At 51.9% G+C, this 24,390-nt stretch carries 22 protein-coding genes; 6 read left to right on the top strand and 16 right to left on the bottom strand.

Features of this window, described 5'->3' with window-relative positions:
- Positions 1 to 65 precede the first annotated feature (65 nt).
- Positions 66 to 1,214, bottom strand: coding sequence for a helix-turn-helix domain-containing protein (locus tag FJM65_RS00405; RefSeq protein ID WP_140618216.1), 1,149 nt, complete (start codon positions 1,212 to 1,214; stop codon positions 66 to 68).
- 137 nt (positions 1,215 to 1,351) lie between these two features.
- A complete protein-coding gene (locus FJM65_RS00410) occupies positions 1,352 to 4,123 on the bottom strand; it encodes a TonB-dependent receptor (RefSeq protein WP_140618219.1) in 2,772 nt (923 codons plus the stop codon).
- Between the two features lie 274 nt (positions 4,124 to 4,397).
- Here FJM65_RS00410 and FJM65_RS00415 point away from each other — a divergent pair, with 274 nt between their 5' ends.
- Positions 4,398 to 4,913: a DUF2062 domain-containing protein gene (locus tag FJM65_RS00415; protein WP_239022774.1), complete on the top strand. Its 516-nt coding sequence runs from the start codon at positions 4,398 to 4,400 to the stop codon at positions 4,911 to 4,913.
- Between the two features lie 44 nt (positions 4,914 to 4,957).
- Here FJM65_RS00415 and FJM65_RS00420 read toward each other — a convergent pair whose 3' ends face one another.
- From FJM65_RS00420 to FJM65_RS00440, 5 genes are all read right to left on the bottom strand, one after another.
- Entirely contained in the window at positions 4,958 to 5,677 is a 720-nt protein-coding gene (locus FJM65_RS00420) for a hypothetical protein (protein ID WP_140618221.1), read from the bottom strand.
- Between the two features lie 113 nt (positions 5,678 to 5,790).
- Positions 5,791 to 6,669 (bottom strand): OmpA/MotB family protein, encoded by an 879-nt coding sequence (locus FJM65_RS00425; protein ID WP_140618223.1) that lies wholly within the window; start codon positions 6,667 to 6,669, stop codon positions 5,791 to 5,793.
- 142 nt (positions 6,670 to 6,811) lie between these two features.
- Positions 6,812 to 7,651, bottom strand: coding sequence for a bifunctional transcriptional activator/DNA repair enzyme AdaA (locus FJM65_RS00430; RefSeq protein WP_140618225.1), 840 nt, complete (start codon positions 7,649 to 7,651; stop codon positions 6,812 to 6,814).
- Positions 7,652 to 7,754: 103 nt separating this feature from the next.
- Entirely contained in the window at positions 7,755 to 8,474 is a 720-nt protein-coding gene (locus FJM65_RS00435) for a tetratricopeptide repeat protein (RefSeq protein WP_140618227.1), read from the bottom strand.
- Between the two features lie 85 nt (positions 8,475 to 8,559).
- Positions 8,560 to 9,291, bottom strand: coding sequence for a tetratricopeptide repeat protein (locus tag FJM65_RS00440; protein WP_140618230.1), 732 nt, complete (start codon positions 9,289 to 9,291; stop codon positions 8,560 to 8,562).
- A gap of 173 nt (positions 9,292 to 9,464) precedes the next feature.
- Between FJM65_RS00440 and FJM65_RS00445 the strand changes: the two genes are divergently transcribed.
- The 4 genes from FJM65_RS00445 to FJM65_RS00460 all read left to right on the top strand — a co-directional run bounded on the left by FJM65_RS00445 (position 9,465) and on the right by FJM65_RS00460 (position 11,473).
- The gene (locus FJM65_RS00445) at positions 9,465 to 9,950 is read left to right on the top strand and encodes an RNA polymerase sigma factor (RefSeq protein WP_140618232.1); all 486 of its coding nucleotides are present in this window, start codon (positions 9,465 to 9,467) and stop codon (positions 9,948 to 9,950) included.
- Entirely contained in the window at positions 9,940 to 10,488 is a 549-nt protein-coding gene (locus FJM65_RS00450) for a hypothetical protein (protein WP_140618234.1), read from the top strand. Before FJM65_RS00445 ends, FJM65_RS00450 begins: the two co-directional genes overlap by 11 nt.
- Positions 10,489 to 10,583: 95 nt before the next feature.
- Positions 10,584 to 11,012, top strand: a complete 429-nt coding sequence (gene parS / locus FJM65_RS00455; protein WP_140618236.1) for a type II RES/Xre toxin-antitoxin system antitoxin — start codon at positions 10,584 to 10,586, stop codon at positions 11,010 to 11,012.
- Positions 11,009 to 11,473 (top strand): RES family NAD+ phosphorylase, encoded by a 465-nt coding sequence (locus tag FJM65_RS00460; RefSeq protein ID WP_140618238.1) that lies wholly within the window; start codon positions 11,009 to 11,011, stop codon positions 11,471 to 11,473. Before parS ends, FJM65_RS00460 begins: the two co-directional genes overlap by 4 nt.
- Before the next feature lie 30 nt (positions 11,474 to 11,503).
- Here the strand turns inward: FJM65_RS00460 and FJM65_RS00465 are convergent, their stop codons facing one another.
- A complete protein-coding gene (locus FJM65_RS00465) occupies positions 11,504 to 12,880 on the bottom strand; it encodes an MBL fold metallo-hydrolase RNA specificity domain-containing protein (protein WP_140618241.1) in 1,377 nt (458 codons plus the stop codon).
- 167 nt (positions 12,881 to 13,047) lie between these two features.
- Here FJM65_RS00465 and FJM65_RS00470 point away from each other — a divergent pair, with 167 nt between their 5' ends.
- Positions 13,048 to 14,310, top strand: a complete 1,263-nt coding sequence (locus tag FJM65_RS00470; RefSeq protein WP_140618243.1) for an alkaline phosphatase family protein — start codon at positions 13,048 to 13,050, stop codon at positions 14,308 to 14,310.
- 71 nt (positions 14,311 to 14,381) lie between these two features.
- On the opposite strand, the gene FJM65_RS00475 is transcribed toward FJM65_RS00470, so the two are convergent.
- The 8 genes from FJM65_RS00475 to FJM65_RS00505 all read right to left on the bottom strand — a co-directional run bounded on the left by FJM65_RS00475 (position 14,382) and on the right by FJM65_RS00505 (position 24,383).
- Positions 14,382 to 14,993, bottom strand: coding sequence for a hypothetical protein (locus FJM65_RS00475; RefSeq protein WP_140618245.1), 612 nt, complete (start codon positions 14,991 to 14,993; stop codon positions 14,382 to 14,384).
- Positions 14,994 to 15,285: 292 nt separating this feature from the next.
- A complete protein-coding gene (locus tag FJM65_RS00480) occupies positions 15,286 to 16,320 on the bottom strand; it encodes an N-acetylmuramoyl-L-alanine amidase family protein (protein WP_140618247.1) in 1,035 nt (344 codons plus the stop codon).
- 226 nt (positions 16,321 to 16,546) lie between these two features.
- A complete protein-coding gene (locus FJM65_RS00485; RefSeq protein WP_239022775.1) occupies positions 16,547 to 17,947 on the bottom strand; it encodes a M48 family metalloprotease in 1,401 nt (466 codons plus the stop codon).
- 401 nt (positions 17,948 to 18,348) lie between these two features.
- Positions 18,349 to 19,479, bottom strand: a complete 1,131-nt coding sequence (locus tag FJM65_RS00490) for a tetratricopeptide repeat protein (protein ID WP_140618251.1) — start codon at positions 19,477 to 19,479, stop codon at positions 18,349 to 18,351.
- Between the two features lie 71 nt (positions 19,480 to 19,550).
- Positions 19,551 to 22,100, bottom strand: coding sequence for a DNA gyrase subunit A (gene gyrA / locus FJM65_RS00495; protein ID WP_140618253.1), 2,550 nt, complete (start codon positions 22,098 to 22,100; stop codon positions 19,551 to 19,553).
- 77 nt (positions 22,101 to 22,177) lie between these two features.
- Complete coding sequence (locus FJM65_RS21130; protein ID WP_181163599.1) at positions 22,178 to 22,420, bottom strand: hypothetical protein; 243 nt, start codon at positions 22,418 to 22,420, stop codon at positions 22,178 to 22,180.
- Positions 22,421 to 22,551: 131 nt separating this feature from the next.
- On the bottom strand, positions 22,552 to 23,322 hold the full coding sequence (locus FJM65_RS00500; RefSeq protein ID WP_140618255.1) for an SDR family oxidoreductase: 771 nt from the start codon (positions 23,320 to 23,322) through the stop codon (positions 22,552 to 22,554).
- A gap of 41 nt (positions 23,323 to 23,363) precedes the next feature.
- Positions 23,364 to 24,383 carry a metal-dependent hydrolase gene (locus FJM65_RS00505; protein ID WP_140618258.1) on the bottom strand — a complete coding sequence of 340 codons (1,020 nt, stop codon included), beginning with the start codon at positions 24,381 to 24,383 and terminating at the stop codon, positions 23,364 to 23,366.
- Positions 24,384 to 24,390: the final 7 nt, after the last annotated feature.

Genomic DNA, 24,390 nt, shown 5'->3' on the forward strand with positions numbered 1-24,390 from the left:
AGTATGGAAGTATGAAATAGCGGAATCTGCCGGTAAGTGCGAGGTGCTGGTTTATAGGGAAGCACTTAAACTGCCCCGGGAACGCTGTTTTTGCGGTACTGTCCAGGTGTCTGCCCCGTCATTTTTTTAAAGGCCGCGCTGAAGGCAGACTTCGAAAGGTAGCCGGTCTGCTCGGCCACTTCCTCTATTTTGAGGTGTTGCTGCCCAGGGTCAGCAAGAATCTGCTTTGCCTCCTGGATGCGCAGCTCGGCCAGGTACTCGAAAAAGCTTTTGCCCAGGCACTCGTTCAGGCTCTGGGAAAGGTAGTGCGGCGAGGTGTGCAGCTGCCGGGCCAGCGCCGGCAGAGAGGCCGACGGCTGCGTGTAGAATTTCTCCTGTTCGGCTATTTTCAGCTTCTGCAGCAGGTCCTGCTTAGACTCCTCGCTCAGGGCCGACTTTTCATACTTTACCTGCACCACCGGCTGAAAAAAGGTGGAGGCGGTAAGAATGCGGAAGGAGATGAAGAAAAGCTGCAGCACCAGGAAAGATGCCAGCAGATGGTCGCCCAGGTCCTCCTCATAGCTCATCTTCACAAAAAAGATCAATGCGAGGGTAGCCACAAAGAAGTACAGCAGCAGCCGGGCCCAGGAATAAAAGTATGGGTTGGAGGGCGTAGCGCCGCTTTGCCTTTTCAGGAGCACGAAGCATAGGAGGATGTAAGCCAGTATATGCAGCATGGTGAGCTCATTGACATACGCGGTCCAGTGCAAGGGGTCCCAGTAGAAATCAACAGTAACCGGCATATGCTCCATGTCGGGGAAATAGGCGCCGATGTAAGCATTATACTTTACGGTCTCGGGCTGCAAGTAAAAAAGCACGTGGTAGAGCAAATAAACGCCGAAGGGCGCCAGGTGCAACCACTGCTTGCGCGTCCAGTTGTTACCGTTCAGGCTCCGGAAAAGCAGGTAGGTGAGGGGGCCGACCGCAAAGTTCAGCGGCTCCGAGAAATCCACTAGCGGGAGCACCCGGAACATCAGGCCGCTGTAGCAGAGAAACACCTCCAGCACCATGCAGGCGAAACTGAACACCAACGCGGCCAGCAGCAGGTGGTGGTACGGCTGCCGGTGCGGGCGCTTAGCCAGGAACAGCAGGGTCAGGAAAAAGCCCTGCGCTATACCCGCCAGAAGCAGGGCGGCGTACCAGTCGAACCGGAAGAAAGTGTCAGCGGTGGGCATTATACTTTTCTTTATACTACAGGATGCTAAGCTACTGAAAGATGTTAAAATCTTATTAAAATTTATACTGTTGCCACAAACAAAAAGCCTGGCCCAAACGGGCCAGGCTTTGCGCAATCAAACAATAAATTAGATTTTTAATGCCTGCCGCGCCACTGGCCACGGCCTCCTTCGTCTTCCATGTCCGGCGCCTCGCCGCTGAAGAACTTTCGCAGGTTATAAGTAAAGGTCAGCATAAAGTAGCGCTGCAGCACCGTGGACTGCACATCCTCTACATAGTCTGAGGCGATGTTGCGGTTGATGCTCACGTTCTGCTTTAGCAAGTCATTCACGCTCAGGCTTATCTCTCCCCGTTGGTTTTTGAAGATCTTTTTGCCAAGGCTCATGTTCCAGAGCACGTAGCTGTTATCGACGCCGGCAGAAAGGCCTGAATTATACTCATGTCGCAGCTCTGTGCGGTACACCAGGCCTTTCCAGAGAATGGTGTTCAGGCGCAGGTTGGTGCTGTGGTTGTAGTAGTTGCTGTTCTGGTTGGTGCGCAGCGTGTTTTTCACGATGTTGTAAGAGCCGTTTGTAAACACGTTGAAGTCCACTTTCTCACTGATGTTACTACTGATGTTTAGGCCCAGCCTGAAGTTGGTGTTGTTGGCGTAGTTGATCAACTCATCAATCATACCGGGTGTTCTGGAGTAACCCACCGAGCCGTGCATGTTAAAGTTGGAGCTGATGAAGTTCACCGGCTGCCCGTAGTTAAAGAACGAGCGCACGCTCCAGTAGCCATCCAGGTTTACCGGGCGGTAAAAGCGGGCACCGGGGCGGTAAGTATAGCTTTCGGGCAGCTCAAAGGGTATGTCGCGGGTATAGATGCTGTTGGTGATGTAGTTCTGCGTCATGGTGCCGAAGATGCCCATGTAAAATACCTGGTTTGTTTCGGCATTAAAGTTACGGAAGCGCATGTACAGCCTGTTCTGGTACTCCTGGTCCAGCGACGGGTTACCGATTCTTGGCTGTAGCGGGTTAGAGATGTTCAGCACGTTTTGCAGCTGCTCCACCGACGGCACATCCGTGCTGGTGCGGAAGTTAATGCGCAGGTTTCTGCTCTTTGAGAACTTGTACTCATACTCCGCCGAAGGCAGCACATTGGTGAAGCTGCGCTTTAATGTATAGTCTTCCGGAAAAATCCGCTCGCCTTGCAGTGTGGCATACTGGTAGCGGGCATTCAGCTGCAGGTTGGCTTTATCAGACCGGAACTGGTAGCTCGGGCCAAAGCTCTGCGCCAAGTAATCGCTCTGGAAGGTGTTGCTCAGCGGTGAATTAAAGTCGTTGTACGCATTCTCGCTTTCCACGTAGTCGTAGGTTCTGCGGTCGGCGTCGTTTTGCTGGTTACGGATGTTGTACTCCAACTGCAGCCGCGATTGCTCCCCAAGCCGCTGCGAATAGTCCAGGTTGCCCGACCAGGCAAGGTTCGATCTGTCGAGGTTGAGGTACTGGTTTCGGGTAACGTCGCGCTCCGGTTCTACCAGGTTTCGTGTATCTTCCAGTTGGTAGGTGTCGCCTTCGGTAGAGTTGTAACTGGTGTTCAGCTCGGTGGTAAGGATGCGGCCGGAGTCGCCGAAGCGGTGCGAGAACAGGATATTGTTGCTGAAGTATAGCGAAGCATTATCTGTGTCATCAGAGTTGAGAGAGTTTGAAAGCTCATTTCCCTCTGCGTTTGTGGTGGCGTTGCGGCTTGTAAACGATTGCGTCCGCTCTACCGTTAATCTTGGTGTTACCAGTAGGCGGTTGTTCTCGTTGATGTTATACTGCAGCCTAAAGTTAAAGCGGTGGCTGTCGGAGATGTCCTGGTTCAGGCTATTTTCGGTGTAGGAGGTGTCGCTGTTCACGTAATCGCGGAAGCGGTACTGGTTGTTCACCACATCGCGGCCGGAGTAGTTGTAGTTGCCGCCAACTTCCATTTTCTTTCCCCAGTTATCGTTATAGTTCAGCCCGAAGGTGTTTGTCTTGATGATGCCGTCCGGTGAGCCGCCGCCCCAGCCTCTGCGCCCGCGCATGCCGCCGCCTGGTGTCTCGCCAATAGAGAAGTCGAACATGTTGATATTGTTCGTAAGCCCTGTCAGGGTGATGCGCTGATCGCCTTTAAAGTAATTGACAGAAGCGCCCACCATGTAGCGGTCGTCGGTGCCGTAACCGGCTGAGGCCTTGCCTGCATAACCATGGCGGAGCTCTTTTTTTGTAACGAAGTTGAGCGTTTTAACGCGGTTGCCGTCGTCAAAGCCACTGAAAGAGGCACGGTCGCTCTGTCCGTCAAATACCTGCACGCTCTCCACCATATCAGCCGAGAGGTTACGCACCGCTGAGTTCACGTCTTCGCCGGTATAGCGCTTGCCGTCTATCATCACCTGCTGCACATCCTCGCCCTGCGCCTGTATCTTTCCATCCTGCACCGTTACGCCCGGCATTTTGGTTACCAAGTCTTCGGCGCTGGCATCGGGGGCTGTTTTAAAGGCCTTGGCGTTGAACTGAGAGGTGTCGCCTTTCTGCTCGCCCAGCGGCGCCCGGCCAATAATCTGCACTTCCTTGATAGCTGTGGCACCGTCCTGCAACATCAGTTGCCCCAACTCTACCGGCTTGCCCGCCACCTGCACCTTACGGCTAAAGTTCTGAAAGCCTATGTAATTTATCTCCAAAGTATACTGCCCCTGCGCCACCCGCTCAAACCGGAAACGGCCTTCTCCGTCTGTGGCTGTTACGGATTTTGTGGCATCGGAAGTGCGCGTGAGCACCACGTTGGCACCCGGGAGCGCTGTGTTGTCGGCGGCGCTTTGCACGCTGCCGCTCACTGAGGTTGTTTGGCCGTATGCCTGCGCTACAGCTACAAGCATCAGAAAAAAGGTAAAAAGCCTCTTCATGTTATGGTTGTGAAGTCATAGTATGTGTCGCATGTTTAGACACAGGCTGCCTGGCAAGGTTTAAGCGTGCCTTAAAATATTAGCGTTTTGCATTAGATTTTATGAGGCTCTTCATGGATGCCTTAGTTTTAGAGGAAATGTAAAACTATTTCCGGCCAAAGGGGTTACTTTTATACTTGTAATCGTATATAGAGCAAGCTGTCCGTTTTGCCCTGGGTTTATACTTATGCGGCATTGGCTGGCCATCTCCACCCATCATACTTAAATATTTTCCTTGGCTGTTCTAGGTGCCATATCCGGATTTTTGCGGCGCAGGCTGGTGCTGCCGGTTTCTAACCTGCTGCGGCAGGGCATGACGCCGCGTAGCTTGTCTGCCACGGTGGCTGTGGGCAGTGTGGTGGGAGTGGTGCCTGCCATTGGGGTTACCACCTTGCTGAGTACAGCGCTGGCTGCGCGCTTCCGGCTCAACATTGCTGCTACCGTGTTAGTGAGTTACCTGGTGCAGCCGTTGCAGTTGCTGCTGGCCATTCCGTTTATCCGCCTGGGTATTTCTTTTTTCGGGCTTGGAGAGCTGCGGCTGACGCTGGATGAGATGCAACTGATGTTTCAGGAAGACTGGCTGGAGGCGATCAGCAAACTATGGATGGCCAACCTGGCAGGCATTGCGGCATGGGCGGTGATTTCGGTGCCGTCCGGTGCCGGTTTATACTTTATACTTTTGCCGCTGCTGCAACGTGTGCTTCCGAAAGCAGAACCCGCCGGGGCAGAGGCTGCCACTTTAGAACTGTAGTTGCTAAATAACAATTAGAGTATTGTTGAACTTTGTTTTTCTATTTAGGTGGTATAAAAGAAGTACCAACCGTCTCCAAATTCTATCAAGCGAACGATTACAAAACCGTAAGGAGGCATAGTGTCCCCCTCCTTTAATTCTTTCGAAAATGCTTTTACATATCCATACTCGTTGTCAACAAAGCCATCAACTGTTAAAATGAAGTAATCATCGGTACGCTGTAGAGATATAACTTCTGAATCCTCAAGCCTGTCTCTTAGCTCACTGATCTGCTCCAGCTTTAGGTTGTGCTCGGTAATATAGTCTCCAAACGCTTTTTCTAACTCTAATTTGTTAGTATAGCTTTTTTCATTTGAAATCGCTTTGTCATTTAATCTCTTCTGATACCGAAGCATATCTGTCATTTTATAAACCTCAGCTTCTTTACTTAATTCATCTAGGCTTTCTAGATTCTTTCTGTTTGTGTAATAGTGGAGGTAATGCCCAACGCTTAACTGTGGCATCAAAAATGAAAAGCAAATAGTTGCTAAGAATAAAGCCACTGGAGAATAGGACGCTAACTTCTTTAATCCATTTAAAGGTATGGTAATTAGGGAGAAGAGAAGCCCTAGAAGTGTAACCCCCATCAGCAACAGCATGTCGATAAACGGACCTGTTAGTATGGAGAATTGAAGATCAAAAATATCTGCATAGAGAAGTATGCCGCTACAGACTATGGCGATGATTTTGACCCCTTTTGTAAGGGTTTTTCTTAAGTGCATCATACTTTATACTTAGTGGAGCGGCTTTCGAATAAAGTAAATAGTATGTAATAATAAAACGAGCAAGCCGGCCTCCTTCGAGTGCCGGCTTGTTCAATTTATGAGTCTGTGCTGGTTTAGGTCGTTTCCAGTATCTGGAACAGCTCATCCAGTTTTGGCGTCAGGATAATTTCGGTGCGGCGGTTTTTCTGGCGCGCCTCCTTTGTTTTGGCGGTCTCCAGCGGCACGTACTTGGAGCGGCCTGAAGGTGTCACGCGGGTTGGGTCTACGCCGGCGTTTGTAAGGATACGGGTGATCTCGGTGGCTCGCAGCACACTCAGGTCCCAGTTATCCTGCATGCCCACGGTGCCCCGGGCAATCGGCACATCGTCGGTATGGCCCTCGATCAGCACGTTCACGTCGTCCTGCTCTTTTAGCACGCTGGCCAGTTTATGAAGCGCATTCACGCCTTTCGGGTCTACTTTGGTGGAGCCGGAGTTAAACAGCAGCTGCTCTGCCAGCGACACGTATACTTTGCCGTTGCGCACGTCAATGGTCAGGTCTTTGTCGTTGAAGCCCAGAAGTGCTTTGCTTACGCGGTTGCGGAGATTGGCCACGGCGGCGTCTTTCTCGTCCAGGATGCGCTGCAGTTCTGCCAGCCTGGCCTCACGGGCTTTCAGGTCCGCGTTCAGGCGCTCTACCTGGCTTTTGCTCATGTTCAGGGTTTCGCTCAGCGATTTGCCTTCTTTCAGGGCTTTTGCCAGCGCTTCCTCATACTCGCGCTTCTGCTGCTCCAGCTTGGCGCGCTCTTCCTCCAGATTGGCTTTTGCCGTTTCCAGGTCCGCCTTTTGCTGCTCCAGTGTAGTTTTATCCTGCTGCAGGCCTGCTTTGTCTACTTCCAGGGCGTTTTTGCGGGCCATCAGGTCGTCATACTTCTTTTTGGAGACCACGCACGAAGAAAGCGACATACTTCCGGCTAGTAGTAGTATGGACGCTTTGAATAAATGTTTTCTCATCTGCTTTAGCTAATTTGGTAAAAGGGTATAAGCAAATATAGTAAAAAACCTTTAAGTGTGTGATCCTGAAGCGCGGCAAGGGCTGTAAATGCTGTTTAGCCTCTGGTATACTATCGGTTTTGCGCATCCACTAGAGAAGAGCTCATACTATACCTCCCGCCTGTACGGCTGCTTCCCAGCCGATCATGGCCATTTTGCGCTCGCTGCCCCAGCGGTACTCTCCAATGCCGCCCATGCTCTTGATAACCCGGTGACAGGGGATGAGGAAGGCAATCGGGTTGCTGCCAATGGCTGTTCCGACGGCGCGGCTTGCCTTTTCCTGGTTGATTTGGCGGGCAAGGCTGGCATACGACCTCAAGTGCCCCTCTGGAATGCGCAGCAGCGCCTCCCATACTTTCAGCTGAAAAGGCGTGCCGCTCAGGTGCAGGCTTATGCGCTCCGCCTCAGGCGTTAGCTGCTGCGTGAAAAAACGGTACACCTGCCGGTGCATTTCGTTTTCCTGCGCTACCAACTGCGCCTGCGGCCATGTTCGAGCCAAGTCCTGCAGCACCGCTTCCTGGTTTTGGTAGAAGTGCAGAAAACAGATTCCTTTATCAGTGGAGGCTACCAGGTAAGAGCCAAAGTGGCAGGTGTTAAAGCTGTAGGCAATTATTACTTGGCTGCCCTTGCTTTTATACTGCCCCGGCGTCATGCCTTCCATGTTCACGAAAAGATCGTGCAGGCGGCCGCCGCCCGAAAGGCCTGTGTGGAGCGTGGCGTCCAGCACCGAGGCGCTTTGGGCCAGTACAGTTTTGGCGTGGTGCAGCGTCAGGTACTGCAGAAACTTTTTAGGGCTTACGCCTGCCCATTCTGTAAACACCCGCTGCAGGTGATGCGGGCTGAGGTGCACATGGGCGGCAACCTCTTCCAAACCGGGCTGCTGCTGCGCGTGCTGACGTATGTAGGCCAATGCCCTAGCAACGGTATCGTAATGCGTGTTCATGAGGGCAAATAGCTAAATCCGGTTTATACTTTCAACCCGATTCTTGCGAATTTATACTTAGTGCCAAAAAAATCCCCCGCCGTGTTGGGCAGGGGATCTAAATTTATTTAGCCGTCTCAGCTGAAGTGGTCGTGTTAAAGAAGCCTTGCGGATCAGGCATTTGGGAGGTTAGCTCCAGAATATAACTGTAATCCACCACCGACATATTGATGTTGCGGCTCTGGTGCAGGAGTTTCCAGGCCTCGTCATACTTCTTCTCATGGAACTTTACCACCGATAAGTTGTAAAACGCATACGCGTTGGTGGTATCGGCGGCTGTGGCTGCATTTAAGTAGGCAGCCGCTTTTTTCAGGATCTTTTTCTTCTTTTTCTCTTTGTACCAAGCCAGGTACGAAGTAGCGGCGTCCGAGAGCAGGAGGGAGTTCTTCGGGTCCAGCTCAATGGCTTTTTCATACATATCCACCGCTAGTGGCTGGTCTCCGCGGGCAGCTGTTACCAAGCCAAATGCCCAGAAGGTGTCTTTATTGCCGGGGTTAAGGAGCCAGGCCAGGTTAAAGCGGTACATCGCTGTATCGATCTGCCCCTCGTTCAGGTATTCCCAGCCGCGGTCCATAAAGAACTTGCTGGCCTCCTGGCGCGTTGAAAAGTTCTTGTCGCAGCTTGTGAGAAACTTCTCATCCTTGCGCTGTTCTGCTTCTGTTTTCTGCACACCCCCAAACATGGGCTGTACACTCAGGCTAAGCGTCTGTTCCGGCTGCTCTTGGGCAAAACTAAGGGTAGTGGCGCAGAGTATGGCCACGGCGGCTAAAAGTAATCTCTTCATGGTTGGGTTTGTAACAACACAGCCTGCCAGTGCGGCGGGCTTTCATCTGCTTATAAATGTAGCACAGCTATGTTATACTTGCAAATTACTTTGTATGCCTGTTGCTGTAAACGCCCGCCGGGTCCTGCTCTTTCTGCAGCAGTGCCGCAATAAATTTTTTGTTCTCTTTACTTTTATCCAGTTTTATACTTTGGTGAAGGTAGTGCCAGGCCTGTCCGAAATCCAGCAGGTAATAGCTGTTAATGGCCAACTTATAGTATGTGTCCGCGGTGTTTTTAGGGTTTTGGGCCAAGGCGCGCTTCAGGAGTTTTCTGCTTTGCTGCAGGTCGGTGGGGTTGCTCTGGCTGTAGAAGCGCGCCAGGTGTGTGGTGGCTATGTCGGTTAGGAGCCGTGGGTTTTCCTTGTCCTGGTCGAGTGTCCGGTAGAGAAGGTACAGCGCTTTGTCATACTCCTGCATTTGGCCATAAGCCAGGCCGTAGCCCCAGTAAATCTCATTGTTGCTGCGGTCCATCAGCCAGGCCCTGTTCAGGAAAATCATGGCGGAGTCGGGCTGGTTTTGATTGAAGGTGCGCTTTGCTTGCAGCACATAATACTGGCTGGCCAGTTTGCGGCTGCGGAAACGGCTCACATTATCTTTTAAAAATTTATTCTGACTGTCTTCCTGCGCCTTGGTGGCCGGGGCCATGGGTGGAATCACCTCCTGCATGGTAAGGCGCGGCCGCACCGTTTGCGGTTGCCTGGTAAGTGTATTTTGCATGTTGCAGCTGCTCAAGCCTGCTGTTAGGGCCAGGCCTGCCGCTGCTATCCATTGTCGCATGTTAGTTTTGTGCTGGTTTTGATTCTTAACGACCTTAGGAGGAGTTTAGTACAAAGTATACATTACCTGCCGACGATCTGCGTTAAAAATAAATTTAGCCTGAGGTGTAAGGTATGGGGCAAACCGACAACTAATATACTTGAAAACCAGAAGCCAGCGCCGCACAAGCAAGTATGAAAGACGCCTTTTTAGCTCTGATCGCCAAGCATCAGGGCATTCTCCATAAATTATGCAGGTTGTACCGCGATACGTCGGAAGACAGGCAGGACCTGTTCCAGGAAATTGTCTACCAGCTCTGGAAGGCTTTTCCGCAGTTCAGGCAGGAGGCAAGTATAACGACGTGGATGTACCGTGTTGCCCTGAACACCGCGCTGGCGTCGTTCCGAAAGCGCGTGCCAACCCTTCGGTATACAGACACCCTCCCGGATACGCTGAGCAACTATGAAGCAACGGCGGAGGGGCAACAGGAGCAACTCTTTGGGGCACTCAAGCAATTGAATGATGCCGATAAAGCGCTTATATCGCTTTTCCTGGAGGATATGACTTACAAGGAAATGGCCCTGGTGCTGGGAATAAGCGAAAACAATGTGGGCGTGAGGCTGAACCGGATCAAAAGTAAACTAAAACTCATCGTTAAAAAGCAAAATCATGAATCTTGACGAACTCAAACAAAGCTGGCAGCATGCCGGCGCAGAAGAGCAGCTAAGGACAGCGCAGCTGCATGTATTCACTAAAATTGCGCATCACCCGGTGTTGGGACGCATCCGGATAAAGTTGCTGTTAGAGGCCCTTGCCATAGTCGCTTTTCTTCTTCTTTTTTATGACGGGTTTGATGGAGATACCAAACCTGCGTATGCTTCCGTGGTACTGGTTTTATCGGGGATGTTTTACTTGGCAAGCAATCTGTATGGTTTCTTTACCTTACAGCGTCCGGTTGGGGCAGGAGGTGTGCTGGTGTCGTTGCAGCAGTTTCTAAGCCACTTGCAGCGTGCCAAGGCCTTTTCCCTGACTTCTTTGGTATTATTGGCTGTGTCGCTTGCCGTGTTTTTTACTTCTGCGGTAGCGCTTGATGCGAAACGCTTGTTGCTTATGGCTGGTATGGCAGCCGTGGCTGTTTTATTCCTTTATTTTTCGGCGCGGCAGTGGGCCTGGCGGATCAGCAAGATCAGGCAAGCGATAGCTGAACTGGAGAAGTAAATTCATGTTTCCGTCTGTCAAGAAATTAATCCCCGACAATTGACGTTTAAATATCGACAAGTTTCGTATATTTGAGTAGTAAAAGACACAGCGCCATGGGACAAGCCTTAAGTATAGACAGCAGCATGAGCTATCGGCTCATCGATGATAAAGACGTTTTCATGCTCATCAGCACGGTGCGCGAAGGCATAAAGTATGCCCTGTTCCAGAGCATTGCCGATAAGATACCGTTTAGCGTAGGCGAGTGGTCAAATTTCCTGCACCTGTCGGAGCGCACTTTCCAGCGCTACAAAAAAGAGAAGCGCACCTTTGACCCGCTGCACTCTGAAAAAATTCTGGAGATAACGCTGATGTATAACAAAGGCATCGAGGTGTTTGGCGACAAAGCCAATTTTGACGCTTGGCTGGAAGCTAAAAACGTGGCGCTAGGCGGCCTCAAGCCAAAAGAGCTTCTGGATAGCACCTTTGGCATTGGCTTGCTGCGCGATGAGTTAACGCGCATAGAACACGGTGTGCTGGCATGATCGTTTACCGCCTGAGCCGGGGACTGTACCGCAACGACCTTTCGGGCCGGGGCGCGGAGCTGGCTGGCGGCCGCTGGAACAGCCGGGGCACAGCCATACTTTACACGAGCGAGTCCATTGCGCTTTGCACCGTAGAGATTGCCGTGCACATGCCGCTGGGCATTGTTCCTAAAGATTACTTCCTGGTGCGCATCGAGCTACCAGACACCGCAAGTATAAAAGAGCTGCCCGAAGCAGAGCTGCCGGATGACTGGAAATCATTCCCGCATGCCAACAGCACACAGGAACTGGGCGACCTTTTTGTGCAGGAAATGGAACACCTGGTGCTAAAAGTGCCGTCGGCCACCGTACAGGGCACCTTCAACTACCTCATCAACCCGCGCCATGCCGATTTTCCGCAGGTAAAAGTGGTCCAAACCATCCCCTTCGAGTTTGACAAGCGCCTGTTTGTAAAGGAATAAAACCAGTTTTCTAGTCTTTAAGTTAAGGAGCTATACATCGTAGGTTACGCCCATTTGCGCTATCGTCACGGGCCACCCCTTGGTGTCGGTTATTTTAAGCCGGAGCGCCTCGCTTGCCTGTGTCTCGCCGTGGTTCAAAAATACTTGCTGCGGGGCCTTTTTAAAATGTTCCAGCCACCACAGCAGGTCGGCTTGGTCACCGTGGGCAGATAAGGAGCCGATCTGGCGCACTTCGGCATGTACTTTATAGTATAAGCCGTGGATCTTCAGCTCATCCGAGCCGCTGCGGAGCAGATTTCCGCGCGTGCCCGGCGCCTGAAAACCAACCAGTAGAATAGTGTTCTGGCTGTTGCCCAAAAGCTGCTCCAGGTAGTAAAGCACGCGGCCTCCTGTCACCATGCCACTACCGGCAATCACTATCTTAGGGCCTTTCTTATCCAGCACGTGCAGGCTGTGCTCAAAATTGCGGATCACATGTACGTCGCGCATCATGGTTTCGCACTCTTCATCGGTCAGGCTGTGCCAGTCGCGGTGATGGAGGTAAAGGTCCGTCACGTCTATGCCCATTGGCGTGTCGAGGTACAGCGGCAGAGGTGGGATGCTTTTGTCCTGCTTCAGCGTGTTTAAAAGCAGCAGCAACTCCTGCGCCCGCTCCACGGCAAAGCTCGGGATTACCAGCACACCGCCCTTTTCATAGGTAAGGTTTACCACCTCCGCCAGCTCCTCGTAAGGGGATTTTTCGCTGTGCCTGCGGTCGCCGTAAGTGGATTCCAGCACGACATAATCAGCATCCTTTACTAAATAAGGCGGCTCCATCAGCAAAGGTCGGCGGCGGCCAAGGTCTCCGGAAAACACGAACTTGCGCCCCTGGCAGACCAACTCCACCATGGCTGAGCCCAAAATATGGCCGCTTTTTCGAAAGCAGAATTTAAAGTCCTCGTTGATGATCACCCATTCGTTGTCGTCGTGCGTCTCGAAAAGCGGCATGGTGCGGTCTACGTCCTCTTCCGTGTACTGCGGCCTGGCCGGGTGATGGCGGGAGTAGCCGCCTTCGTTGGCTTGCAGCGCGTCTTCTTCCTGTATGCGGGCGCTGTCACGCAGAATAACCTCGGTCACGTCGCGGGTAGGCAAGGTGGCGTAGATGGGGCCGTCGTAGCCGTTTTTTACCAGCATCGGCAGCGCCCCGCAATGGTCCAGGTGCCCGTGCGTGAGTATCACCGCGTCCAGCTCATCGTAGTTTAGGGGCAGTTTTTCCCAGTTTAAAAGCCGCAGCTGCTTTAGCCCCTGAAACATGCCGCAATCGATCAGCACGCTGTGGCGCTCGGTTCTGACAAGGATTTTGGAGCCAGTTACGGTGCCGGCGCCGCCGAGGAATTTAAGCTGGACAGGAGAGGGGTTAGGAATCATAACGACAGGATTTAAGTGGAGAAGCAAAAATATAGCTTGCCCGGCAGTGTTAAACTGACCTTTCTCACTTTACGAAAATTATACTGTACCAGCCAAACGCGGCATATACGAAGTATGAAATACAGTTTTGCTATCCGTTTTTAACAGAACGGGCTTAACTTTGCGCCATGAAACGCTTACAACTTTTACTACTGGCCATACTATTGGCTGCACCCGCCTGGGCCCAGCAAGACTCGCTGCAGCAGGTGGTGGAGGGCCGCCGCAACAGCCCCGAACAGATGCAGAAGCCCTATGTGATCATGATTTCGGTGGATGGCTTCCGCTACGATTACGCAGATAAGTATAACGCCCATAACCTGCAGGCCCTGCGGGCAAGTGGCGTGGAGGCGGCCTCCATGATTCCGTCTTTCCCCTCTAAGACGTTTCCGAACCACTATACGTTGGTAACCGGAATGTATCCTTCTACCCACGGCCTCATCAACAACTACTTCTACGATCCGCAGCGCCGCGAGTATTACTCCATGCGCAACCGGGCGCAGGTGGAGGATGGCAGCTGGTATGGCGGGGTGCCTTTGTGGGTGCTGGCAGAGCAGAACAGCATGTTGTCGGCAAGCTACTACTGGGTAGGTTCTGAGGCGCCGGTGCAGGGCCTGCGGCCAACCTACTGGTACAAGTACCGCGAAGACATTCCGTTTGAGGAGCGTGTGCAAACGGTGGTAAATTGGCTGGAGCTACCCGCCGAGAAGCGCCCGCACCTGATTACCTTTTACCTGCCGGAGGTGGACCACGCCGGGCACCGATTCGGTCCTGATGCTCCCGAAACCCAACAAGCCGTGCAGGAGCTGGATGCGCGCTTAAAGCAGCTGACGGAGGCCGTTGCTGCTACGGGGCTTCCTGTTAATTACGTGTTCGTGTCTGACCACGGGATGACGCAGATTGACCAGGAGCATACGCTGTCCATGCCAGCAGCCATCGACACGGCAGACTTTCTTGTTTCGGGGGCAGGCATGGTGGTGGAACTGCATGCCAAAAACAAAGACGCCATCAAACCCACTTATAAAAAGCTGAAGAAAGAATCCCGCGGAGCCTATAAAGTATACCTGAAGCGCAAAATGCCAAAGCGGCTGCACTACGGCATCAAAGACGACAAGTATGACCGGATCGGGGATATTCTGCTGCTGACGGATGCCCCAAAGGTATTTAACTTCTCCAGCAGAAAGCCTAGCCCTGGCGCCCATGGGTTCGATCCGTATGCCGTAAAAGACATGCACGCCACGTTTTATGCCTGGGGACCTGCCTTTGCCAAAGGTAAAAAACTGCCGTCTTTCGAGAACATACAGGTATACCCCATAGTAGCAAAGCTGCTCGGGCTGAAGTATAGCCATAAAATTGATGGAGACGGTAAAATAGCCAAAGAGGCCTTGCAGTAGGAGACAATTGCCAATAAAAAGGGGGAGCGGCTATCGTTTAGCCGCTCCCCCTTTTTATAAATAATGGTAGGTTACCGGTTCCTTCCCGGCAAGTATACTTGCAAGCCAACAGCCAGGTTCAGTCCCGACTGGCCGTTGCCAACAGAGATGTCGGCGCTGGTGTGGGTATAGCCCAGAATACCTTCCAGTGCCACATTCTGCGCCACAAAGTGGGCATAACCGGCGCGCAAGCCTATCACACCCGAAAATACGGCATCTCCCTCACTGTCTTCTTCAGAGCTGCCTGCTATACCTGCCAGCGCCTCCCCGAACCAGCGGTGTGTGGGAGCTGCTCCCTCCGGAAAGTAATAGCGGGCAAAAGGGGTAAGGCCATAGCGGAACGTCTCGCCGCCGTCATAAATATCCAGCCCCAGTTGCACCTCCGTGCCCAGCACAGCGTTATCGCTCACAAAATAGCCAGCTCTTGGGTTTACATTGAGTGTAAAGAAATCCGAGTCAAAGTTGAAGCCGATGTTGCCTATAGAAGCGCCCACGATCCAGTTTCCCTGACGAACGGCGTCAGAAGAGACGGCGGCTGTAGTTTGCGGTCCACGCTGCCTGAATTCTTCCTCTACCTCTGTTTGTGCAAAAGCACAACTGGCCCAAGTAATAAGTAAAAACGAGAGTAAAATAGTCTTTTTCATAATGTTTGTTTTCAAAATGTACGCGTTACAAAATCCGAAAATTAATATGGATTCTATTTAAGTTAAACGCCTACAGGGTATTCAGGTTCTACTGTAAGATCCTAATAGCTAAGGTTCTGGCAGGTTCTTTCTCAATTACGGACGTTAGGTGGGAGAGGAGCGGTACCCCAATAACCGGAAATCGTATACTGCAGCCAAAGGAGAAGGCTTAGCTATAGGCCTATAAACAGCAAGAGCAAAAGCATCTCAGTGCTTTTGCTCTTTATACTTCGTACGTTATACTTCTAACCTTTTATTGCCGTGCAGCTTCGTAATCGTTGATGATGCCGTCGCAGATCCAGTTGGCCAGCGCCTGGCGGTTATTGGGTATCACGAAACGGCGTTGGTCTTTGTCATTTTTGATGTTGCCCAACTCTACAAAAACGGTGGGCGGGTGGCTGTACTTCACTACATACAGGCTGCTGCGCGCGCTTACGTTTCCAAAATAATCGCGGTTAGGCTGATGCCGGTTATACTTCTGGTCAAATACCTGGTGGATCTGCTCTGCCAATGCTTTCCCATCCGGGCTGTTTTCATGGTGGTAAAAGAACACATCGATGTTTTGCCCTTTGCTGCGGCTGTCTATATGGATGGAGAGCATGCGTTGGTGGGCGCCGCGGTGCTTCAGGTAAAGTTTGTTTATGTCGGCCACACGGTTACGAAGGCGCTGTTTCTGGCTGTACGGGATGGGTTTTCCGAAGTAGCTGACTTCATCAGTGTCCATCTTCAGTATATTGTCATCTCGGATACCATCGTCTTCGTCCTGGATAACCATGTAAACGGTGGCGCCATGCTCCATCAGCCGGCGCGCCAGCCGGATTGTCACGTCATACGCATATTCATCTTCGCTGAGCTCATACGGGCCATACTTGCCGATGGCACCGGGGTCAGGGCCGCTATGTCCGGCCACCAGGTAGTATACAGTGCCCTGCAACTGTCTATCCAGCACTTCAACGCGCTCATAGGCTTTGCCAAAAAGCGGCTCAACCAGCATGGTGGGAGAGGGGGCAGGCTTTTCTTCAGGGACTGCGGCACCAGAAGAGCCAGCATTAACGGGCAGCAGATACGTACGGCCGGCAAAAAGACTGTTGTCCTGCCCAAGCTGGTCTTCGTTAAGCTCCAGAAAAGACTGCAGGTGTTCGGAAGGGTCCAGGCCGTAGCGGCGCAGCAACAGGTAAATGCCATCGCCAGACTCTGCCACAACTTTTTGGTAGCTCTGCCCAAACAAAGCGGTGGTGCTTAAAACAAGTATAAGTGCTGGTAGAAGTATACGCAAGGCTGTTTTCATAAAGATTTCGCTTCCTTATCCGAAATGAAAGTCTGTATTATGTTACCGGCGCCGGGTAGCATGGCTGAAACAAGTTTAAAGTTATACTTTTTCCGCGATATTTTGCCAGTGGCGGGCAGCCGGAATTTTATTTGTTGTGTGTTATTGTTGATTATCAGCAAACTAAATTAAAAAAAGAGCCTCGGTATAAACCAAGGCTCCCGCTAAAGTATAAATTAACCGGCTGTTAGTGGCTGATGGTCTTGATGAGTGTTCCGCGCTCCACGGGGTCTTTTAGCTCCATGCCGTTCAGAACAGCCAACTCTTCCAAGCGGTCGTTCTTCACGTTGTATTTTTGCAGCACCTGGCCCAGCGTTGCGCTCTGCTGCACAGAAACCACCTTAATGCGTTCCGGCTGGCGGTTTAACTTGTCAGGATCGCTCAGCACTGAAAAATTATCCATCGTTGTCTTAAAGGCCTGAAAGTAGTTGTTAAAGCTCTGCGCCGTGGTGATGCCCATCAGGCTGTAGTTATTGTTGTTGTAGCGGATCAGGTACGTGAGCGTGCGGACGGTTTGCTGCTCCTGTTGCTGGTCTGCCACAATGGCCAGGGCGGGCAGTCCGTTCACTGTTATACTTTGCGACTCAACCGGCTGCAGTTTATAGCCTTGCAGCATTTGCTGCGCGGCCTGCTCAAGCGTTTCGCCGGGCACCAGGGTAAGGTTCATAATTGCGCCGCCATCTTTGGGCGCCATCTGAAACACTTGCGGCGAGTTCATGTGATTCCAGCCTGTTGGAACAGGAAACTTAAACTTCAGGTCGGGGTGATAAAATGTGCTGTTCTCCACGAAGCCCTGACGCGGGTCGTCTCCGTAAACCAGGCCGTCAATCATTCTAAGGTACTCATTGCGGTTCACTTTCGCAGTGGTCAGGTTTTCTTTCTTTTTCCATTGCGCCGCCAGTTCGTGCACGGTAGTATAGCGTTCGGCTGGGTTTGGGTGCGTGGACATAAAATCGGGGATGGTGCTGCCGCTGTCTTGTTGTTTTCGCTGCAGCGTCAGGAAAAAGTCTGCCATTTCTGAGGCGTCGTAGCCAATTTTAGTAGCGTACTCAACACCAAGCTCGTCAGATTCCCGCTCGTCGTCGCGGCTAAACTTTAAGAAGAGAAGGCCAAGCGCCTGCGACGCAGCATCGCCGAGCTGCGCGAGTTCCGGCGAAATAACCATACCGGCTATCAGGCCAACCTGCGCGAGCGTAGCCTTAGACTGCTGCTGCACGGAATGGCGTGCCGCGATGTGGCCGATCTCGTGGCCAAGCACACCGGCAAACTGCGCCTCGTTGTTAAAATGTGCCATAATGCCGCGTGTAAAGTATACATAGCCGCCCGGCAAAGCAAATGCGTTAATCACCGGCGAGTCCACGATCTTGAACTCATACTTGAGACCCGGCCGGTGCGATACTGCGGCCATGGCCTGGCCTTTGGACTGGATGAACTGCTGTAGCTGCTTGTTGTCGTACAGCCCGAATTGTGCCACCACAGCCGGGTCTGACTGAGCGCCTAGGGCAATTTCCTGCTCTTCAGACATCAATACAATGTCTTTTTTGCCTGTTACAGGATTGGTAGCGCAGGAGTTGAAGAGCAGTAGCATAACTGTAATTCCTGCGGCTAAAATATTTTTTCTCATAGTTGGTTCATGTTTGATCCTTACAGCAGTGGGTATAAGCCACCTATATAAGGAAAGTTTAATCTTTTGTTTGAACGGAGCGGGAAATCGTTTAGTTACGGCAGCGCCTGCTGCAGCATCCTACAAATACAGGGTATACAATTTACGTTCTCTTTACTTAACATAAAGTACATTATAAGTGACACTTAAATAGATAGTTTCTATCGTACATTTTAAGTCTTATAATTTATATTATGTTAAGTAAAGTATGTAAAGAGCCATTTATTAGGACATAAACTTATACTTCTTCATCCCTAATAAACAGTTTGAAAATAAAAAAAGGAGGAACTTTACAGTCTCTCCTTTTTACTTGCGTTATCGAAATGTTAGTTCAGCTTGGCAGAAAGCTTGTCAGCATCTGCTTTGCGACCCAATCTGGTGTATACGTTGATCAGGTTCTGGATCGTAGACTTGTCGTCCGGACGAATCTCGTGTGCCTTCTCAAAGTATGGCACTGATGCCTGGTAGTATTTCTTAGCCTCGGCCTCAAGCGCTTTGCCTTTCTTCTTATAAGTGGCATAGTCCATCTTGGCAGCTTTGTTGTTTACATCCGTGCCACGGTTAAACTCCAGCACGCCCAGGTTATAGTATGCGTCAAAATTAGTTGGGTCTACCTCAGTGGCTTTCTTATAAACTTCTCTCGCGCCGTCCAGGTCTTTCTTGCGCTCCAGCAGGTTGCCTTTTACAGCATAAAGGCTTGCGTTGCTAGGGTCTGCCGCAATGGCTTTGTCAAGCTTTGCCATAGCCTCGTCAGCGCGGTCGTTCTTCAGGTAGTACTTCAGTTCTTCCTGCATCAGGTACACGCTGTTCGGGTGCTGCTCCAGGCCGGCAGCCAGGGTTTGCATAATGGCATCGTCGCTGGCCTCGGTGGCTTGCTGCAGCTGTACTTTAGCCTTGTAAACATCCTCTGTTGTGTGGCCCATTTTCAGCAGCTCATCGTAAAAACCGATTGCCTGATCGTACTTGTTGTCTGCTGTGGAAGCATAAGCGGCATAAAGCACGGCAGTGGTATCCTCCGGGCTTATTTTGTGCGCCAGCTCATACTTGCTGATAGCGTTTGGCCAATCCTGGTTGTTATGGAACTCTACCGCCTGGTTCAGCACCTGGCCATACAGCATCTGCATGCGCTCCGGCACCTGCTTGCCATACTCCCCGTTTTCACCATCCAGCTCTACAGTTTTGTTGAAAGACTCCAGTACTTCCAGTGGCGTGTTCTCATCAGTGTTTTTGCCGTAGATCGGGTTGCCGATCATGTCCTGCAAAATTACACCGCGGTAGAACCAGGTTTTAGGCTTCTCTTTTGTTTTTTTATGCTCTGTGGCCTTCTCAATGTCAGCCAGTGCTTTGTCAAGCGTACCATTTTTATGGTTTAAGACTGCACTGTTCACAGCCGAGTTCTGAGCACTTGCAACCGAAATGGTACCGGCTACTAAGGCTGTCAAAAGTACTTTTTTCATGCTTCGAATAATGGTTTGTTGTTGTTTTTTGCTTAACGTAATATAGCTTTAATATTGCGTTCTAGTTAAGTTTATTCTTCTTCTGTAGCCTCAGGATCTATCATCGTATCCGGCTGCAGCGAATCGTCCGGCGAAAGTTCTGCCTGTTCCATTACTGCCTCTTCCACTTCCTCCTCGTTCTCCACCTCTACTTTGGCTACAGAAGAAATCTGGTCGCCCTCGTTCAGCTTGATCAGGCGAACGCCCTGCGTGGCGCGGCCCATCACCCGTAACTCGCTAATCCGCAGACGGATCGTAATGCCTGAGCGGTTGATGATCATCAAGTCATCAGTGTCGGTTACGCCTTTAATGGCAACAAGTTTCCCTGTTTTTTCAGTAATGTTCAGTGTTTTAACGCCTTTACCACCTCTGTTGGTGATTCGGTACTCTTCCAGGAGCGAGCGCTTGCCGAAGCCTTTCTCCGATACCACTAACAGGTTGGTGCTCTCATTCTCTACACAAACCATACCAACTACTTTATCATCCGGTCCGGCAAGCGTTACGGCACGCACACCCGCAGCCGTGCGGCCCATGGCGCGCACCTGGCTTTCGTTAAAGCGGATGGCCCTACCCGACTCCAGCGCAATCACAATTTCGCTGCTGGTATTGGTCAGCTGCACGTCCAGCAGGCGGTCGCCTTCGTTGATGGAGATGGCGTTGATGCCGTTGGTTCTTGGGCGGGAGTACGCCTCCAGTACCGTTTTCTTGATCGTGCCCTGCTCGGTGATAAACACCAGGTTGTGGTTGAGCACATAATCCTGGTTTTTCAGGTCATGCACGTTCAGCACGGCCCGCACTTTATCGTCGCGCTCTATCTGGATAAGGTTCTGGATCGCACGGCCTTTCGTGGTCTTCCCTCCTTCCGGAATCTCGTATACTTTGAGCCAGAACACACGCCCGAACTCTGTAAAGAACAGCATGTGGTGGTGCGTGTTGGCGATGAACAGGTGCTCAGTAAAGTCGCTTTCCTTGGATGCGGCCACGCCTCTGGAGCCCACGCCGCCACGGCTCTGGCTGCGGTACTCGTTCAGCGAAGTACGCTTGATGTAGCCTTCGTGGGAGATGGTGATCACCATGTTCTCCTCCGGGATCATGTCCTCGTACGAGATGTCGCCGGTGCTGGCTTCAATGCCGGTGCGGCGTCCGTCGCCGTAGCGGTCTTTTATCTCTGTCAGTTCATCCTTTATGATCTGCATGCGCAGGCCTTCATCGTTGAGGATGGCCGTCAGGTGGTCGATCAGTTTCATGATCTCCTGGTACTCTGCCTGAATCTTGTCACGCTCCAGGCCTGTCAGGCGCTGCAGACGCATGTCCAGTATGGCACGGGCCTGGATCTCAGAAAGGGCAAAGCGCTCCATCAAGCCGTTGCGGGCTATCTCAGGGTCACGGGAGGAACGGATCAGGTTGATCACCTCATCCAGGTTGTCCAGCGCAATGAGCAAGCCCTCCAGGATGTGAGCACGCTTCTTGGCCTCGTCCAACTCATACTGCGTTCTGCGGATAACTACCTCGTGGCGATGGTCCACAAAGTACTTGATCAGGTCCTTCAGGTTCAGCGTCATTGGGCGGCCTTTCACCAAGGCCACGTTGTTCACGCCGAAAGAGGACTGCAGCTGCGTATACTTGTAGAGGTTGTTCAGCACCACGTTCGGAATGGCGTCGCGCTTCAGGTCGTATACAATGCGCAGTCCGTCGCGGTCAGACTCGTCACGCAGGTCGGCAATGCCTTCGATCTTCTTCTCATTAACCAACGCAGCCGTCTTCTCTATGAGAGAGGCCTTGTTCACCATGTATGGGATCTCGGTAACGATGATCTGCTCCTTGCCGCTCGGAGTGGTCTCAAACGTGGCGCGTCCACGCATCAGCACGCGTCCACGGCCTGTCTCAAAAGCAGACTTTACGCCGTCATAGCCATGTATGATACCGCCGGTCGGGAAGTCCGGTGCCGTGATGAACTGCATCAGTTCGGCAATGGTGATCTCGTTGTTGTCGATGTAAGCCACAATGCCGTTCACCACCTCTGTCAGGTTGTGCGGCGCCATGTTCGTGGCCATACCCACCGCGATACCGGACGTGCCGTTGATCAGCAGGTTTGGCAGCTTGGCAGGCATAACGCTCGGCTCTTTCAGCGAGTCGTCAAAGTTAGGTACAAAGTCTACCGTATTCTTTTCCAGATCAGCCAGTAGCTCATCGGCAATGCGCTTCAGGCGGGCCTCAGTATAACGCATGGCCGCCGGAGAGTCGCCGTCTATGGAGCCGTAGTTACCCTGGCCGTCAACCAGCGGGTAGCGCAAAGACCAGTCCTGGGCCATACGCACCATGGTTTCGTACACGGAGGAGTCGCCATGCGGGTGATACTTACCCAACACCTCTCCCACAATACGGGCAGATTTCTTGTAGGGCTTGTTATACGATACCCCCAGTTCAGACATTCCGTACAGCACGCGGCGGTGCACAGGCTTCAGTCCGTCCCGAACGTCGGGCAAGGCTCTGGAAATGATAACAGACATTGAATAGTCGATATACGCACCGCGCATTTCGTCCTCAATGTTGATCGGTATTATTCGTTCGCCTTCTGTCATGTTAAAAGGTCTAAAATAATGTAAATGGTGTGATGAAAGGGCAAGTTAAGGCAAAAAAGCCTTACCGCCTATATAGCTTATTCCTTATTTTTAGCTTTGGAGTGTCCTTCGTGGGTTTTCTCCTGCGAGGCTTTGTCCATCTTCTCCCCCATTTTCGGGTTCTGCTTTTTCCATATCGGCTGCCCACGGTATTCCGTGTTGCCGTGGATGTGCTCCATGCGCACATGGCAGGATGAAATAGGACAAGCTGGTTTACAGGAAACTACACTAAGAGAGAACAGCGCAAGGCCAAGAATGAATAGCGGTTTTTTGTGTGTCATGGGTTCATTTTGCGAGCACCGTTCCACAGTAGTGGGCACTCAAATCCATATCATACAAAAATAAGCATTTTTGCTGACATTCAACACTATTTATCCTGTTAATTATGCTTATAAAGCTGGTTCTGACGCTTTTACAGGGGGTGAAAACCGTTGATGGTGAAGCCGCCGTCTACGGCAAGGGTCTGGCCGGTGATAAAGGCTGCCGCCGGTAGGCATAAAAAGGCCACGGCCCCTGCCACATCCTCCGGCTTGCCGATCTGCTGCATCGGGGTTCGGCTGATCACGTTGTTGTAGAAGTCCTGGTTCTGAAGCACTGTTTGCGCCAAAGGCGTGCTGATGTACCAGGGAGCAACGGCATTCACGCGAATCCCGTCTTTAGCCCACTCTGCCGCCAGGTTTTTAGTGAGCTGCGTAAGGGCGGCTTTGGTCATGCCATAGATGCTGCCGGTGCGCACGTGCAGCAGCCCTGCCACTGAGGTAACGTGAACAATATTGCCCTGCTCCGACTTCTGCAGCGCCGGGTACAGCAGCCTGTTTAACTCAAAGGCAGACTGCAGGTTGGTCTGCATGATAAAATTGTACTCGTCAGGAGTATACTCGGCTGTGGGCTTACGAATGTTAGTGCCGGCGTTGTTTATGAGCATGTCCATCTGCCCCCACTGTTGGCTTACCCAGGTAGCCACTGCCTCGCGGCCTTCTGCTTGGCTAACGTCAGCCGACAGGATGTGCAGGCGTTCTGTGTGCTGTTCCCGCAGCTTCTCCAGGTCCTCCTGCTTGCGGGCCACGGCCAGTACCTCAGCTCCCAGCTCCAGGAATTCCTTTACAATTGCCTCGCCAATGCCTTTTGAGCCGCCTGTTACTACTGCTTTTTTTCCGGTCAGTTGCCACCTGTTTTGTGCCATAGTTTGATGTTGGTTTATACTTCGTTAAGTGCTTTGTTTGATTACTTTTTCCCGGTTATACGCTCCCAGTACCTAAGGAGGTATGCCTTGTCAACGTTAGGGCGGTTATTGATTTCCTTAAAGTGAAGAGCGCCCTGCTCATCCTGCCAAAGTTTGTAGACAAACACAAAGTGCCCGCCGCTGTCTTGCCAGCCATCGTAGCGGCCAAAGCGCAGGTCGTGTATCAGCAGGCTTCCGTCGTCGGCTTTTGCTACTGTGTAGTAGCCTTTGGTTATCTCTAACAGGCGCTCCAGCTTTGCGTTGCGCCGGTAGGGTGCCAGCAGCGACGCGTTCTGCGGCTCAAAAGTATAACTGATGTTCTTGTCCTGATCAAGGAGCGAGTAAAACCCATTGTAAAAGCCCTTGTCATCCTTGGCTGTAACCGACCAGAATATGGTGTTCATGGGAGTGGGTTTACTGATAAAGGAAGTATAACCGACGGATTGCTGCGCCATGCTTTGCTCAAAAACCCTATCCGCCATACTTTTAGCCACGAAAGACCACAGCAGATAGGCGGAACTCACTGCCAGGCCTGCATAGTTGAAGAAGCGCCTTTTAGGGCTGTTCCGCTTATAAAACAGGGTGGCGCCCACCAGCAGCAGGAAAGGCAGCGTGTACAGAGGGTCCACAACGAAGACGTTGTAAAATGCCACGCCGTACGTGCTGAAGGGCCAGAAAAGCTGTGTGCCCCAGGTGGTGCAGCTGTCAAGTAAAGCATGTGTCACAAAGCCCAGGAAGAAGAGCAGCGACCAATCACGGAAAGTGGCAGCGGCATGCTTGTACAGCCGCTGCATCAGCCAGGCCAGTAGCGGCGACATGACTAGGGCAAACAGAAAAGAGTGCGTAACCGACCGGTGGAAGCTAAGCTGCTGCACAGGGTCGAGCCAGGGACTCGCCAGCACGTCCAGGTCCGGGATGGTACCGGCCACTGCGCCCCATAACAGGGCTTTGTTGCCTAGCCTCCGGCCTGCCACGGCCTCTCCCACCGAGGCCCCTAGTACAATCTGTGTTAACGAATCCATGAGGTGA

The organism is Pontibacter mangrovi, assembly GCF_006385705.1.
Lineage (GTDB): Bacteria > Bacteroidota > Bacteroidia > Cytophagales > Hymenobacteraceae > Pontibacter > Pontibacter mangrovi.